Raw genomic sequence first — 14,582 nt, 5'->3', positions numbered from 1 at the left:
AGCGCGGGGGCTGGTGTCGGGCGCCGCGGGGGTGGTGGCGTTCAGCCTCACGCTGGTCGCGACCCGGGCCGCGGAGCCCGCCTTCGGGGCGCTCACCGTCGGCGCCGGGCGCGCCGTGCTGGCCGCCGGCCTCGCGGCGGCCCTGCTGCGCCGCCGTGGCCTGCCCCTGCGCCCCCCGGACGGGCGGGGCGCGACGATCGTCATCGCAGCGACCGTGGTCGTCGGGTTCCCACTGCTGACCTCGTGGGCGCTCGCGGACGTCCCGGTCGCGCACGCCGCCGTCGTGGTGGGCCTGGCGCCGGCGGCGACGGCCGGCTTCGCGGTGGTGCTGGCCGGGGAGCGGCCGACCCCGCCCTACTGGGCGGCCCTGGGCGTCGGGCTCGCCGCGGTGCTGGCCTTCGCGGCGGTCCAGGGTGCGGGCCGGCCGCGGCTGGCCGACCTGCTGGTGCTCGCCGCGGTGGCGCTCGTCGGCCTCGGTTATGCCGCGGGCGGGGTGCTCTCGCGGCGCTTCGACGGCGCGGCGGTGATCTGCTGGGCGCTGCTGGCGGCGCTGCCGGTCACGGTGCCGCTGACCGCGATCGGCCTCACCGTGCATCCGCCGCGCCAGGTGACAGCCGGCGCTGCGGCTGGTCTGGGTTACGTCAGCGTGGTGAGCATGTTCCTCGGCTTCGTCGTCTGGTACCGGGGGCTCGCCCTCGGCGGGGTGGCGCGGGTCGGGCGGCTCCAGCTCGCCCAACCGGTGCTGACGCTGATCTGGGCGGCGCTGCTGCTCGGTGAACCGCTGACACCGCTCGGCGTCGGGACGGCGGTGATCGTCATCGCCTCGGTCGTCCTCGGCCGCCGGGCTCCTCTACGCCCGCACCAGCCCGACGGAGTTCCCCGCCGGGCATGATCGACGGGGCTCCCCGCGGGCATGACCCGGGTCACCTGCTTCGGTGCGGAACGGGACCGAGGGCGGCGCGCCAGGCCGCCGCGGCGCGCCCGCCGAACAGCCGGTGGGCGCCGCCCGGTCCGCGGTGCCCACCGAGGGTGGGGGCGCATTTGCCGCCCGAGCCGCCAGCCGATATGCAGGAATGTTTACCCGCGGCCAATCAGGCCGACTCGGCACCCGGAATGCGGCCGTCACAGCGGCCTCCGCGCGCATCCGCGCATCTCCGGGGCCCGGGACACAGCATGTGTCCGCAGGACGGATCGGCATCACCGCACCCCCACACCGGTATTTCGGCCGGGCCGATGGCACCGACCGGGGCGGCGGCCATCACCGATTGATGAGACGCATCACGCATTCACCCGGCCGAGGCGCCCACCGCCCGCGGGCCGGACCATCCCGACGCCGCACCGCGCCGCGAGCTACACCCCGAAAGGCGTAGCACCGGCGACCGGAATCAGAACACGACGAATCCGTCTTTGTGCTGCCCTATACCTTGTGCTGCTCCTGGCCCGGCCGCCGGCATTGACCGGGCACCGGTCCGACCGCCACCCATGGGCCGGCACTGGGGCCCGAAAGGGTCGGTCCGCCGCACAAAGGCACAGAGATGGTAGGGAATGAGAAGAAGCCTGCGTTCATTCGTCGCGGCGGGTGCCGCGGTCGCCAGCATCGTCGTCGGCGTGACCGCGTGTAGCGGGGGCGGTGGGAACGGCGGGGACATCCTGAGCCAGGCCCGACACGGTGGGGCGGACCCGTGCGCGCCGACGGCGGGCGTCGACCGTGGCAAGATCAGCCTCGGCCTACTGTACTCCGGCTCGCCGTACGACGGCGACCCCAGCGCGCTGTTCCGGGCGGGCGTGGACGCCCGCCTCGGCGAGCAGAACGCGAAGGGCGGGATCTACGGCCGCCGGCTCTCCTACAGCATCGAGGACGACGAGGCGGCCCCCGAACTGAACGCCGTCGGCGGACGCGCCCTGGCGCAGCGCGACAAGGCGCTCGGCCTCCTCCAGTTCAGCGTGGCGGCCTCCGGATCGGCGCACCTGCTGGAGTCCGCCGGGGTGCCCGTTGTCGACGGGCAGATCACCGATCCGTCGGTGGTGCTCCGCTCGAACGTGTTCAGCTACTCCCGGCCGACGGTGGAGGAACCCACCTCCAGCGGCTGGGGCGAGTTCCTCGCCAACCGAGGCGCGCACCGCGCGGTCACGGTCTCCCTCGAGCTGTCCTCGGCCACCCGGTCGATGGCCGACGCCGCCCGCAGGAGCGTGCTCGCCGCCGGCCTGAAGGTCGCGGACAACCTGCAGGTGCCCAGCGGGCCCTTCGACGCCGACCGGTTCGCCGACGAGGTCCGGGACTCCGGCGCCGACAGCCTCATCGCCTTCGTCCCGGCGCCGAACTTCTACCAGATCGTCGCCGCGGTGCAGGACGCCGGCGTCGACCTCAAGGCGATCCTCGGCAACCCGACCAGCTACGACCGCAGCCAGCTCGCCCGGTTCGGGGACTCCGCAGCGGGGGCGTACGCGTTCCTCGACTACACGCCGTTCGAGGTCAGCACCCCGGCGCACCGGCGGTTCCTCGCCGCGATGGCCGCCTACGCCCCGCAGGCCGCCGCGCTGCCGGACGGCACGGCGCTGATCGGCTGGATCAGCGCCGACCTGCTGCTGCGCGGGATCACCGCCGCCGGCGCCTGCCCGACCCGCGCGGGCGTGCTCGCCGGCCTGCGCAGCCAGACCCGCTTCGACGCCGACGGGCTGCTGCCGGCGCCGATCAACCTGAGCAAGGGCGTGGCCAACATCGCGCCCTGCTACGACTACGTCCAGGTCACCCAGGACGGTAAGAAGTTCGTCCCGGTGCCCGGCAAGCCGCGCTGCGGGCGGATCCTGCGGGCCGGGTGACCCCGCGAGCCCGATGACCCTGCGATCCCGATGACCGCACGAGCCCGATGACCCCGCGGGCCGGGTGACCACGCCCGCGCGAACGGCCGGGTTCCCGCCGCCGCCCTCAGGTCAGGCCGACGGCGGGAACCCGGCGCGCCGCGGCATCACCCCGCGGTCAGCAGGTCGGGCAGCCACCGGTCATGCGGTCGGCCACGTACCCCAGTAGTAGAAGCCGGGGTGCCATTCCTTGGGATGCCAGACCTTGGGGAAGTAGTGGTGGTGCCACCAGTAACCGGGAATCCAGTATCCGGGTTCCCAGTATCCGGGGTGGAAGATACGGTGCTGCCCCTTGTGTTCCTTGGGGCCTTCGTGCGGCTTTTCCACCGCCTTCGGAGGCGGCGGCGCGGGTGTGGTGGCGGCCGGACTTGGGCCTGCCGGTGACGGCGTGGCCGCGCCGGCGGGCGCGGCCACCAGGAATGCGGCGAAGGCAAGGACGACAGCCAGGACCAGAGATCTGCAACGCTTGATGATTTTCATGGCCATCCCTTCGGCAGATGCGCCGTCACGACACCCCGACCGTTCGGATCTCCCGTCGGGAAGCTCTCCCCGGCGCGCCTGCTGAATACCCTCGCCACGCTCCGCACAACCGTCGGTACGCCACGTCGTCGTCACTACGTGAACCGCGTTGTCCGGCGTTTGAAACCCTGCTTGTGCCCTGCGCCTGGATCGGCACATCCGAAATCGGGAAAGGGCGGTTTTTCCTGTGTTGCCCCGTCCGCGCGGGGCGGCTCGTCAGGACACGGCACGTCAGGACACGGCACGACCGAGGTGGCCGGCCAGCCGGCGGTAGGCGTCCGCGTCGGCAGGCACCTCGACCACCGGGCCGAAGGGCATCTCCTCGCGCCCCTCGATCGGTACGGCCCGCCGGGCGATCTCCAGCGAGATGACGGCGAGTTCGGGATCGAGCTCGCCGGTGCGGCCCGTCGCGACCGCCAGATCCCAGGCGTGCATCGTCAGCTCCTGGGTGTAGGCCGCCGCGGCGACCCGGCCGGGCAGCACCGCCCAGGGCAACTGCAGCGGCCGGTCGAGCAGGGTGTCGTCGGACCAGACCGCGCGCAGGTCGGCGGCGGACTTCGCGTAGCGCTCCGCCCAGCCGTCCAACGGCACCCCGGTTGTCACCAGAGGCAGCTCCCGGGGGTCGCCACCCCGACCCGCGACCGCGATCCGCGCGACCACGGTGAACAGGTGCCCGACCAGGGTGGTGACGTCGAACTCGGAACAGGGGGTCGGTAGCGCGATCTGGTCCGGCTCGACGGCGGCGACGAGCCGCCCCGCCTGGTCGAGGGCGCGGTCGAGCAGCGGGCGCGGGTCATCCAGCGGGTTCATGCGGGTGCTCCTTCGGTCGTCGCGGCGTGATCGAAGGCGACGGTAGCCACCGAACAGGTCACCTCCTGTCCTGTTCACGCTGTCCTGTTCACGGCCGCGGGCCACCCCGCCAGACCAGCCCGGCACCGGCACCGGCACCGGCCCGATGCCGCGCACCGCGGCCGGCCTACGGTGATCGGGTGCGAGCGAGTCGGCTGATCGCCATCATCATGCTGCTGCAGGCGCACGAGCGGCTCACCGCCGCGCAGATCGCCGGGCGGCTCGGCGTCAGCGATCGGACGGTCCGCCGGGACCTCGACGTCCTCGGCGAACTCGGGGTGCCGCTGTACTCCGAGCGGGGACACGGCGGTGGGTGGCGGCTGGTCCACGGCTGGCGCAGCGACCTGTCGGGGCTCACCGCCGACGAGGCGCACGGACTGTTCCTGGTCGCGGGTCCGGCGGCGCGTCCCGGGCTCGGGCTGGAGCCCGCGGTGGACTCGGCGCTGCGCAAGCTGCTGGCGGCCCTGCCGGCGGCGACCCGCCCGGACGCCGAGGCCGTCACCGCCACCCTGCTCGTCGACCCGGGCCGCTGGGGTGGCCCCGCAGTGACACCGCCCGCCCAGCTCGCGACGCTGGCCGGCATCCTGCGGGCGGGCCGCCGCGCCCGAGTCCGCTACGCCGGCCGGTCCGACCGCGCGGCCGGCACGCCCGCCCGCGACCGGGACGTCGACCCCTACGGCCTGGTGCAGAAGGGCGACGTCTGGTACCTCGTCGCCGGGACGGACGCCGGCCCGCGCACCCTGCGGGTCTCCCGCATCGAGTCGGTCGCCGAACTCGACGAGCCCGCGGACCGGCCCGCCGACCTCGACCTGCCGGCCCTGTGGGCACAGTCGCGCCGCGCGGTCGAGGAACGGATGTGGGCCTACCGGGTCCGGTTGCGCGCCGACCCCGCGATCGTCCCGATCCTGCTCGGCGTGCTCAGCGCCCGCGGCCGCATCGAACCGCCGGCCGGGTCGTCCCCCACCGGTGAGAGCACCGCCACCGGTGAGAGCACCGCCGCCGGCACCGAGCTTGTCCCGGTCGACTCGGCCAACCCGGTCGACTCGGCCAACCCGGTCGACTCGGCCAACCCGGTCGACTCGGCCGACCCGCTTGGCGCCGTGGGCGGCACCGCCGGCTGGACGGCGCTGTGCGCCTCGTTCCCGAGCGCGGCCGTCGCCGCGGCCGACCTCGCCGGGTTCGGCGCGCGGGTCATCGTCGACGAGCCGCCCGGCCAACCCGACGGCGTCGCCGCGCACCTACGGCGCATCGCAACCGAACTGCTCGCGCGATACTCGCACCCGGCTCCGCGGACGGCACCGAACTCCGACACGGCACCGAACCTCGAAGCCGACGATCGTCAGGAGACCACACCGTGACCCAGACCGGCACCGAGGCTCAGACCGGCACCAAGACCCCGGCCAGCACCGAGACCGGGGCCGGCACCGAGACCGGTCCGGCCGGCATGGCCCCAAGCCAGGGCGGACCCGATTTCGCCGGGCTGCCGCCGCGCAGCCGTCTGGTCGCCGAAGCGCTGCACGCGGCCGGGGCGGAGCAGTCCGCGCGGGCTATCCGCGAGCTGCCCGACTCGGCGCGGACGGCGGCGGAAGCGGCCGCGGCGGTCGGCTGCGAGGTGGGCGCGATCGCCAACAGCCTGGTGTTCGTCACGGAGGCCGCGCGGCCGGTGCTGGTGCTGACCAGCGGCGGCCACCGCGTCGACACCGGCGCGCTGGCCGCCCGGCTCGGGGTGGCAGCCCTGTCCCGGGCCAGCGCCGCCCAGGTGCGGGAGGCGACCGGACAGGCCATCGGCGGGGTCGCCCCGTTGGGTCATCCGGCACCGCTGCGCACCGTCGTCGACGTGACGCTCGCGGACCATCCCCGGATCTGGGCCGCCGCGGGCACCCCGCACACCGTCTTCCCGACGACCTACGAGGAGCTCGTCCGGGTCACCGGTGGCACCCCGCTGTCCGTGACGGCCTGAGAGCCGCCGCCGGCGGCGGCGCGGGCGGCGTTCACGACATCTGCAGGGCGGCCGGCGACTCGGGCAGGATCTGCCCGCCGTCGACCACCAGCGCCTGCCCGGTGATGTAGGAGGCCTCGTCCGAGGCGAGGAACAGCGCCGCGTGACCGATCTCGTCGACCTCGCCGAGCCGGCGCATCGGGATCGCGGCCTCCATCGAGTTCAGATAGTCCGCGCCCAGCTCGTCGAGCCCCTCGGTGCGGACGTTGCCCGGGAGCACCGCGTTCACGGTGACCCGATCCCGGGCGAGCTCCACCGCGGCGGTGCGCATAAACCCGAGGATCGCCGCCTTGGACGCCCCGTAGTGCGACCAGCCGGGATAGCCGGTGATCGGCCCGGTGATCGACGAGGTGAGAATCACCCGGCCGCGGCCGGAGGCGACCAGCGCCGGTAGGAACGCCTGCACGGTGAGGATGGCGCCCTTGACGTTCGTCCCCAGCACCTCGTCGATGTCGGCCTCCGTCATCGTCGCCAGCGGCGCGGACGGGAAGATCCCGGCGTTGGCGCAGACGACGTCCACCCCGCCGTGCCGCTCGGCGACGGTCCGGGCCAGCCGCGCGTTGTCCTCGGCGCTGGCCGCGTCGGCGAGCACGAAGCTGACGGTGCCCTCGCCGAGCTCGTCGAGCTCCTGGGCCGTGGTGGCCGCGGCGACGACGTCCCGGCCGCTGAGCACGACGTTCGCCCCCGCCGTCGCGAAAACCCTGGCGATGCCCTTGCCGATCCCCTTGCTCCCGCCGGTGACCACAACGGTCCGACCCGCGACCGAGGTGAACATGTGGCACGTCCTTTCGTCGATGCGGGGTGATGTCCGCATAGTCCCCGGCGGGCGGGACGTTCAAGCGGCCCGACTTACCCTCCGTCCCGACTCCTCGTCCGGTCCGGCTCGCCGTCGGCGCCAGCGCACCATCAGGCCCGGCCGCAGTCAGCCGGCGAGCAGGCGCCCGGTCAGGTAGGCCTCGGCGAGATCGCAGCTCTCGCGGGCGTACGCCGGGATGCTGGGCACCGCGTCGGAATGCGGGTGGGTGCCGAGCCACGCGACGAGCAGCAACCGACGCAGCAGCACGAAGGTCGGGATCATCGCGACGTCCGCGGCGGTCAGCGGCAGCCGCCGCTGGTAGGCGGCGAGCCACGCGGCGACGAGATCACCAGCGGAGTCGAGGTGCTCGATGAACGACAGCGACGCCGCGAGATCCCACAGGTACCACCCGAAGCCGCAGTCGTCGAAGTCGATGACGCAGACTTCGTCCGCCTTCGCCGCGCCCGCCGCGGCGATGGTTCCGGCGCCGTCGGGGACGAGGAGGTTCGCCATGCGCATGTCCGCGTGGATGAGCCCGAACCGGTCCGGCCCCCTGCCGAAGGCCGACAGCCGTCCCTCGGCGACGGTGGCGGCCCGGCCCAGCAGTTCCACCGCCTCGCGCGCGGCGGCACCCCGCGATCCCAGCACGGCGGCACCCCGCGATCCCGGATCGTCCACGCCCGCTGCTGCATCCGCGCCGATGACGACGGCCTCGCCCAACGCGGTATGCAGGCCGGACGTCCAGCTCCCCCACCGGGCGGCGGGGCCGAGGGTGCTCTCCCACGTCCAGGCGAAGCGGGCGAACGACGGTGGGCGGGCCCAGCTTCGGGCGTGCCGATGCAGCCGCGCGGTGATATCGCCGAGCTGGGTGAACGCCCCTCGCAGCGCGGCCGGTTCCAGCGCCTCGGGCGAGCGGCCGTCAACCCATTCGAACAGCACGGCATGCCGCTCGGCGCCGCCGTCTGCGTCGCCTCCACCACCCGCACCACCACCTGCGCCACCGCCCGCGCCATCACTCGGGGTGCCCTGTGGTCGGGCGGTCGCGGTCGCCACGGAGGCGCCGGTGCGGGTCGGGACGACGGGCGGGGTCCGCACGACCCCGTCGCCGCGCAGGGCGCTCACCCAGGCGAGCTCGCCGTGGATCTCGGCGAGGCTGTGGTAGCCGGGGCGGTGCAGGCGCAGCGCCCAGCGACGCCCGCCGGCGAAGTCGTCCACCCGGTAGGTGATGTTCTCCGAGATGTGTAGCAGGGTGGCCTTCGGCGCCGGGCCAAGATCGTAGGCGGCAAGCACCTCGTCGACGGTCTCGTCCAGCCCGATGAGCCCCTCCACCGAGGTTGCGCTCATCGCACCGCCCACCGACCCGCCTGCGCTGCCCCCGCCGCGCCGGGCGCAGCGGCGCCCGCGTTCCTGTTCCAGTCCTCCGGCACGGGGAGCACCGTAATACGGCTCGATCGTCCGTCCGGGCAAAGATACGTACCGTTACGCGAGCGAGTGTGCCGGCGAGCGACATGCGTCGGCGAGCCTCAGAGTGCGTCGGCGAGCCTCAGAGTGCGTCGGCGAGCGGAGTGCGTCGGCGAGCGGGCAGCGCCGGGGACGGGAGGTGGCCGCGTTGGCCTACCGGGCGACGTTGCGCGGCGAGCGGCATGTGTTCGCCGATCTGGCGACCCTGTTCGCGAAGGCGAACGAGATGAAGTCCGGCGACGAGCTCGCCGGAATCGCCGCCGGGTCGGCGCGCGAGCGGGTCGCGGCGAAGCTCGCGCTCGCCGACGTCACGCTCGGCGAGATCATCGCCGCGCCGCTGATCGACGACGCGGTCACCGACCTGATCCTGCGCGGCCACGACCCCGCGTTGTTCGCCCCGCTGGTCTCGCTCACCGTGGGTGAGTTCCGCGAGCTCGTGCTGTCGCCGTCGTTCCCGGCGCGCTGGCGCGATGACGGCCTGGCCCGCGCGATCACCCCCGAGATCGCCGCCGCTACCGCGAAGATCATGAGCGACAAGGACCTGATCTGCGCGGCGAAGCCGCTGCGGACGGTCACCCGCTGCCGCAACACGATCGGCGAGGCGGGCGTCCTCGGCGTGCGGGTGCAGCCGAACCATCCCGCCGACGACCTGGAGGGCATCCTGCTGTCGGTGCTCGACGGCCTGCTACACGGCTGCGGCGACGCCGTGCTCGGCGTGAACCCGGCGCGCGAGTCGGTCGAGCAGGTCGGGACGATCCTGCGCGGCCTCGGCGCTCTGGTCGACGCGTTGGCGCTGCCGACGCAGACGTGCGTGCTCGCGCACCTCACCACCCAGCTAGCCGCGCTGGCCGCGGGGGCCCCCGTCGACCTGCTGTTCCAGTCGGTCGCCGGCACGGAGGCGGCGAACAGGAGCTTCGGGATCACCCTGGACCTGCTCGCCGAGGGCCGCGAGACCGTGCTCGCGCACCATCGCCAGGACCGGCCGGGCGACTTCGTCGGCGAGCAGGTCATGTACTTCGAGACCGGGCAGGGCAGCGCGCTGTCCGCCGACGCCCACCACGGCGTCGACCAGCTCACCTGCGAGGCACGGGCGCACGGGGTGGCGCGGGCGTTCGACCCGTTCCTCGTCAACTCGGTGGTCGGTTTCATCGGCCCGGAGTACCTCGCCGACGCCCGCCAGATCACCCGCGCCGGCCTGGAGGACCATTTCGTCGGCAAGCTGCTGGGCCTGCCGATGGGCTGCGACGTCTGCTACACCAACCACGTCGACGCCGACCAGAACACCAACGACGACCTGCTCGTCCTGCTCGTCGCGGCCGGCTGCACGTTCGTGATGGGCGTCCCGAGCGCCGACGACGTCATGCTCGGCTACCAGTCGACGAGCTACCACGACGCCGCCGGCATGCGGGAGCTGTTCAACCTGCAGGCGACGCCGGAGTTCACCGCCTGGCTCACCGACCGCGGCCTGCTTGTCGACGGCCACCTCGCCGACCCCACCGGCCCCGTGGCCGCCCTGCTCACCGCCGGTCTCGACGGCGCCCTCGCCACCCTCCCCACTCCACCCGCCGTCCCCTCGGGCCCGACCCGATGACCCCCGGCCACGCCCCCGACCCCGACCCCGCCTCCGTCACGCCGGCCGACGCCATCCCACCTGCCGGCACCGCATCCCCCGACCGGACCAGGCCGGGCCGGGAACCCGAGGCGTCGACGGTGGTGCCGGTGGATCTCGCGGCGCTGGCCGAGCGGGTCCGGGCAGTGACGCCGGCGCGAGTGTTCGTCGGCCGGACCGGTACGTCTTACCGAACGGCGAACCTGCTGGCACTGCGGGCCGATCACGCCGCGGCCCGCGACGCCGTCGACGCCGAACTGGACCTCACCGGCCCCGCGCTGACCACGACGACCGAGCGGTACGGCCTGTTCGCCGTGGGATCGGCCGCCGCCGACCGCGCCCAGTACCTGCGCCGGCCGGACCTGGGCCGGCGGCTGTCCGACGAGGGGCGCGCGCAGGTCGCCGCCCGCTGTCCGCCCGGCGCGGATCTCCAGGTCGTGATCGGCGACGGCCTGTCCGCGGCGGCGGTGGACGCCCAGGTCCCGACGCTGCTGCCCGCGCTGCTCACCGCGGCGGCCGAGGCAGGCTGGTCGACCGGCCAGCCGTTCGCGGTGCGCCAGTGCCGCGTCGGCATCATGAACGACATCGGCGACCTGCTGCGCCCCACGGTGATCGTGCTGCTGATCGGCGAGCGCCCCGGCCTCGCCACCGCCGAGAGCCTTTCCGCCTACCTGGCCCACCGCCCCCGCTCGGGCCACACCGACGCCGACCGCAACCTCCTGTCCAACATCCACCGCCGCGGCCTCCCGCCGGCGAAGGCGGTTGAGCGCATCACCGGCCTGATCGATGCGATGCGCACGTTAGGCATCAGCGGCGTCTCGATCAAGGAACCGACCGCCATACGGACCCTCCCCACCACCGCGCCGCCCGAAGCGGATCCAACCTCCAGCACCTGAGACGGCTGTGATGCGCAGCGCGCCATGAGGGCTGGACGTCTGCCACTGAACCGCGATCGCGGGTACCCCGGAAGATCGAGTGATGTGATCACGCCCTATCGTGAAGCCATCCGGAAAAATGCGAACGGGGGCGGTTCGATGGGCGAGCGGGTCCAGGTCTCGATGTTCCTGAGCTGGTGCCACAGCGACGCCGACGCCAAGCAGGCGCTGCTCGGCCAGCTACACCTCGATGGCCTGGCCGGGGTGCGGGCCGAATGGTGGGAGGACTCGCACCTGCAGATCGGTGAGGACTGGCGTCGGCAGACGCTCGACCAACTCGCCAAGTGCGACTACGGGCTGCTGTTACTGAGCCCCGGCTTCTTCGCCAGCCGCTTCATCCTGGACGTGGAGCTCCCCCGGCTGCTCGGACCGGACGTCGACAAGGTCCTGCCGGTGATGTTGAAGCGGGTCCCGATCGACGGCTCGTGGGACCTGCACGGGGTCGACACCCGGCACATCTTCACCTCCAAGGGGCGCTGCTTCACCGAGACCCGCGGACCGAGCCGGGAGAGGTTCGCATTGGATCTAGCGACCGAGATCCGGCGTCGCGTGCTGAGCGACGCAGCCTGATGCGGCTGCCCGGTCGGGCGGTGCTGCGGCACCTGGATCGACTCGCCGACGATCTCACGCCCCGGCAGTTGGCTCGGCTGCGGGCGTTGGCCGACCTGATCGGCGACGACGGGCGAATCCCGATGCCGCAGGCGTTGGACGTCGCCACACCCGGCGGCGGTGATGTGAAGGCGCAGGACACCTTCCGCAAGTTCCGGGCCGCCCTCGACGAGGCGGCGTCCGCAGCCGGGGTAGACCTGCGGCTGGTCAGCGACCGACGTAAGGCTCCGCCGGCCGACCGGTTCTGCTGGTTCGAGGGCGCCGACGTCACCGGCGAGGAGTTGGCCGAGCGTTCCCAGCGAGAGGCGAGGCGACGAACCGGCGACGAGCCGGTGGCGGCGTCGGTATCCGAGGTGCTCCAACCGGTCGTCCACGTAGAGACGGCTCCGCAGGCGTCCAAGGCGCTCCGCAGGCGGGAACGGCTGTTCATAGAGCTGCTGACCGAGCAGGTCGCCGCGCTCCCCGGCTACAGAGTCACCAGCCCACTCGACATCCCGCTCGGCGTCAACGTCGGGGCTGAGCGGCAACGGCTGCGCGAGGCGGCCGACGTGGTGGTGGAGCTCGACAGCGCCGCCGCCCGGAGGTATGCCCCGCGGGGCGCGACCGCTCGTCGGCCGCTCCGATTCGCCCTGGAGGGCGTCGTTCCGCGAGCGTCCGTCACCGGGAACGCCGCACTGTGTGCCGACCGACCGTTCAGCCAGTGCCGGGATCGCGTCGCCCGGCTGCATTTCGTCACGACGGTCCTGGCGATGGTCGACGACCGCCTTCGGGAACCCCTTCCGGCCAGGCAGGAGCCATGGCCCAGTGCCGAAGCGCCGGCGTGGGCGCGTTACGAGCCGGCGGCAACGGGCCGCACCGGCACCCATGCCTGGGACCGCTCCGGCCGAGAGGCATGGGCCCGGAAGATGATGAGCCGGCGGCCCCTGGACGTGACGCCAGTGCCCCCCGTGGCCGGTGAGACCTCGCTCGCCGCGGGAAGCCCCGGCGACCCGATGCCGCGGCACCTGGGCGAACCGACGAGGGCGGTGGCCCGCCTGCTGAGCTGGGCGGTCGACGAGTCGCCGGGCGCCCGTCACCTGTGCACGCTGCTCGGCGACGTCGGGATGGGCAAAACCACCACCGTCAAGCTGTTTACCGAGGCGCTGCTGGACCGCCGCCGGCAGCACGGCCCCGCGGTGCCGCTGCCGATCCTGCTCGATCTGCGGGATCTGCCGCCAGCGGTGGCACGGGAGGGAGCCAGTCTCACGAGGATCGTGCAGGCGCTGCTGGACGCCGGCAGCGCCAGCGCCAGCGCCGGCCCGTCGGCCGCGCAGGTGCTGGACATGGTGGCCGAAGGCGGCTGCGTGCTGATCTTCGATGGACTCGATGAGGTGCTGGTGCACCTGGAGCCGCACGCCGGCCAGATGTTCACCCGGATGTTGTGGCGCGCCACTGAGGACACCTGGCAGTCTCGGACGGCCGACCGGCGGGGAGCCCGGCCGAGCCGGCTGCTGCTGTCCTGCCGGACCCACTACTTCCGGTCCGTCCGGCACGAGACCACACACTTCAATGGCCAGCACCGCGACGGTCCGGATGGCGCCGATTATCTGGCCCTGTTGATGCTGCCGTTCGGCGAGGATCAGGTACGCGCGTATCTCTCGGCGAACGAGCCCGGCGCCGATGCCGACCGGCTGCTGGAGCTGCTCGACAGCGTGCACAACCTGCGGGAGATCGCCGAGCGCCCGCTGACCCTACGGATGGTTGCCGAGCAACTGAGAACGGTGGAGCAGGCGAAGCTCGACGGCCGCACCGTGCGCTCGGTGGACCTGTACGCGTCGTTCGTCGCGCAGTGGCTGGAACGCGACGACGGCAAGCACTCGTTACTCCCGGCGCACAAGCAGCTCCTGATGGAGGACCTTGCTGCGCGGCTGTGGCGCTCCGGACGGGCGACGTGGCAGGTGGACGAGGTCGAGCAGTGGCTGTTGGAGTTCCTCGCCGGCCGGCCAGACCTGGAGCTGCACTACCCGGCGCGGGCCCCGGACCTGTGGAAGGAGGACCTGCGCACGGCGACGTTCCTGGTACGCCGCGACGACGAGACGTTCGGTTTCGCGCACACGTCGCTGCGCGAGTACTTCCTCGCCCGCCATCTCGCCCGGGCCTTGGAGCTGCCCGCGGAGCAGGCTCGGGCCGGCTGGCAGTTGCCGGTGCCGAGCCCCGAGACGCTCGACTTCCTCGGCCAGTGGCTGGCGGGACGTGGCGAGGCGCAGCGCGGGCGGTGCATGAAGGCATTGGCCTCGATGGCCGCACAGGCCCCAGGCGGGCGGGCCGATGCGGCGGCAGTGCTGGCGTTCGCGTACTGCCTGGCGGCGACCCGGGTGGGCCATCCGAGCCACGCCCCGTCGGGATCCGTCCTCACCGGCGCCGGTCTGGCCGGCTGGCAGATCGACGGTGGCGGCGGGCGGCTTGACCTGCGCGGGGTGTCTCTGGCCGGGGCCAGGCTGACCGACGCCGTGGTGCGCGACGTAGACCTGTCGGGGGCCGACCTGTCCGATGCGGACCTGACCCGCGCTGAGGTGCACGACAGCAGCCTGGACGGGGCCGATCTCCGCCGCGCCGAGCTCACGGGAACGATGTTCCGTGGCTGCGATCTCACCGGCGCACGCTGGAGCGGCTCCCACGCATATGCCACTCAGGCGCTGCTGTGCCGCCCGGTCGACGGTGCCCGCCGCCGAGGCTGGCTGGTGGCACCGAACGCGACCACGCGGCAAGCCGGCGTCCGCATATTGTCCTTCACCGGCCACACCGACTGGCTGACCGGCGGCGCCTGGAGCCCCGACGGCACCCGCGTCCTCACCACGGGCCACGATGACACCGCGCGCATCTGGAACGCCAGCACCGGCCACCATCAGCTCACCCTCACCGGCCACACCCACTGGCTGACCGGCGGCGCCTGGAGCCCCGACGGCA

General features: G+C 73.3%; 12 protein-coding genes. 8 read left to right on the top strand and 4 right to left on the bottom strand.

What is annotated here, in order from left to right; genetic code table 11:
• Positions 1-13: 13 nt before the first annotated feature.
• A complete protein-coding gene (locus tag FF36_RS25625; protein WP_063870502.1) occupies positions 14-892 on the top strand; it encodes a DMT family transporter in 879 nt (292 codons plus the stop codon).
• Positions 893-1,545: 653 nt separating this feature from the next.
• Positions 1,546-2,820: an ABC transporter substrate-binding protein gene (locus FF36_RS25620; RefSeq protein WP_044887742.1), complete on the top strand. Its 1,275-nt coding sequence runs from the start codon at positions 1,546-1,548 to the stop codon at positions 2,818-2,820.
• Between the two features lie 180 nt (positions 2,821-3,000).
• Here FF36_RS25620 and FF36_RS33320 read toward each other — a convergent pair whose 3' ends face one another.
• Both FF36_RS33320 and FF36_RS25615 read right to left on the bottom strand, forming a co-directional pair.
• Positions 3,001-3,339 (bottom strand): hypothetical protein, encoded by a 339-nt coding sequence (locus FF36_RS33320; protein WP_082122230.1) that lies wholly within the window; start codon positions 3,337-3,339, stop codon positions 3,001-3,003.
• A gap of 270 nt (positions 3,340-3,609) precedes the next feature.
• Positions 3,610-4,188: a TIGR03086 family metal-binding protein gene (locus FF36_RS25615; RefSeq protein ID WP_044887741.1), complete on the bottom strand. Its 579-nt coding sequence runs from the start codon at positions 4,186-4,188 to the stop codon at positions 3,610-3,612.
• 179 nt (positions 4,189-4,367) lie between these two features.
• Here FF36_RS25615 and FF36_RS31790 point away from each other — a divergent pair, with 179 nt between their 5' ends.
• Positions 4,368-5,585 carry a helix-turn-helix transcriptional regulator gene (locus tag FF36_RS31790; RefSeq protein WP_052681432.1) on the top strand — a complete coding sequence of 406 codons (1,218 nt, stop codon included), beginning with the start codon at positions 4,368-4,370 and terminating at the stop codon, positions 5,583-5,585.
• Entirely contained in the window at positions 5,582-6,187 is a 606-nt protein-coding gene (locus FF36_RS25605) for a YbaK/EbsC family protein (RefSeq protein WP_199865499.1), read from the top strand. The genes FF36_RS31790 and FF36_RS25605 overlap by 4 nt, the downstream gene beginning before the upstream one ends.
• Positions 6,188-6,218: 31 nt before the next feature.
• Here FF36_RS25605 and fabG read toward each other — a convergent pair whose 3' ends face one another.
• Positions 6,219-7,001, bottom strand: a complete 783-nt coding sequence (gene fabG, locus FF36_RS25600; protein ID WP_044887740.1) for a 3-oxoacyl-ACP reductase FabG — start codon at positions 6,999-7,001, stop codon at positions 6,219-6,221.
• 147 nt (positions 7,002-7,148) lie between these two features.
• On the bottom strand, positions 7,149-8,366 hold the full coding sequence (locus FF36_RS25595; protein WP_044887739.1) for a phosphotransferase enzyme family protein: 1,218 nt from the start codon (positions 8,364-8,366) through the stop codon (positions 7,149-7,151).
• 256 nt (positions 8,367-8,622) lie between these two features.
• On the opposite strand from FF36_RS25595, the gene eutB reads away from it, so the two are divergent.
• From eutB to FF36_RS25575, 4 genes are all read left to right on the top strand, one after another.
• Positions 8,623-10,074, top strand: coding sequence for an ethanolamine ammonia-lyase subunit EutB (gene eutB / locus FF36_RS25590; protein ID WP_236706276.1), 1,452 nt, complete (start codon positions 8,623-8,625; stop codon positions 10,072-10,074).
• Complete coding sequence (gene eutC / locus FF36_RS25585) at positions 10,071-10,988, top strand: ethanolamine ammonia-lyase subunit EutC (RefSeq protein ID WP_082122224.1); 918 nt, start codon at positions 10,071-10,073, stop codon at positions 10,986-10,988. Before eutB ends, eutC begins: the two co-directional genes overlap by 4 nt.
• Before the next feature lie 138 nt (positions 10,989-11,126).
• Positions 11,127-11,597 (top strand): TIR domain-containing protein, encoded by a 471-nt coding sequence (locus tag FF36_RS25580; RefSeq protein ID WP_044887738.1) that lies wholly within the window; start codon positions 11,127-11,129, stop codon positions 11,595-11,597.
• A partial coding sequence (locus FF36_RS25575) for a pentapeptide repeat-containing protein (protein WP_242422861.1) occupies positions 11,597-14,582 on the top strand: 2,986 nt, incomplete at its 3' end. The genes FF36_RS25580 and FF36_RS25575, both read left to right, overlap by 1 nt.

It is taken from the genome of Frankia torreyi (assembly GCF_000948395.1).
GTDB lineage: Bacteria > Actinomycetota > Actinomycetes > Frankiales > Frankiaceae > Frankia > Frankia torreyi.
Note: the sequence above shows the minus strand (reverse complement) of the source record. Positions and strands in the feature narration are given on the sequence as shown.

Bases quoted from the DNA above. Each gene is read 5' to 3' on its own strand.
- FF36_RS33320 (WP_082122230.1), bottom strand. From the start codon at position 3,339: ATGAAAATCATCAAGCGTTGCAGATCTCTGGTCCTGGCTGTCGTCCTT.
- FF36_RS25620 (WP_044887742.1), top strand. From the start codon at position 1,546: ATGAGAAGAAGCCTGCGTTCATTCGTCGCGGCGGGTGCCGCGGTCGCC.
- FF36_RS25580 (WP_044887738.1), top strand. From the start codon at position 11,127: ATGGGCGAGCGGGTCCAGGTCTCGATGTTCCTGAGCTGGTGCCACAGC.
- FF36_RS25595 (WP_044887739.1), bottom strand. From the start codon at position 8,366: ATGAGCGCAACCTCGGTGGAGGGGCTCATCGGGCTGGACGAGACCGTC.
- FF36_RS25615 (WP_044887741.1), bottom strand. From the start codon at position 4,188: ATGAACCCGCTGGATGACCCGCGCCCGCTGCTCGACCGCGCCCTCGAC.
- fabG (WP_044887740.1), bottom strand. From the start codon at position 7,001: ATGTTCACCTCGGTCGCGGGTCGGACCGTTGTGGTCACCGGCGGGAGC.
- eutC (WP_082122224.1), top strand. From the start codon at position 10,071: ATGACCCCCGGCCACGCCCCCGACCCCGACCCCGCCTCCGTCACGCCG.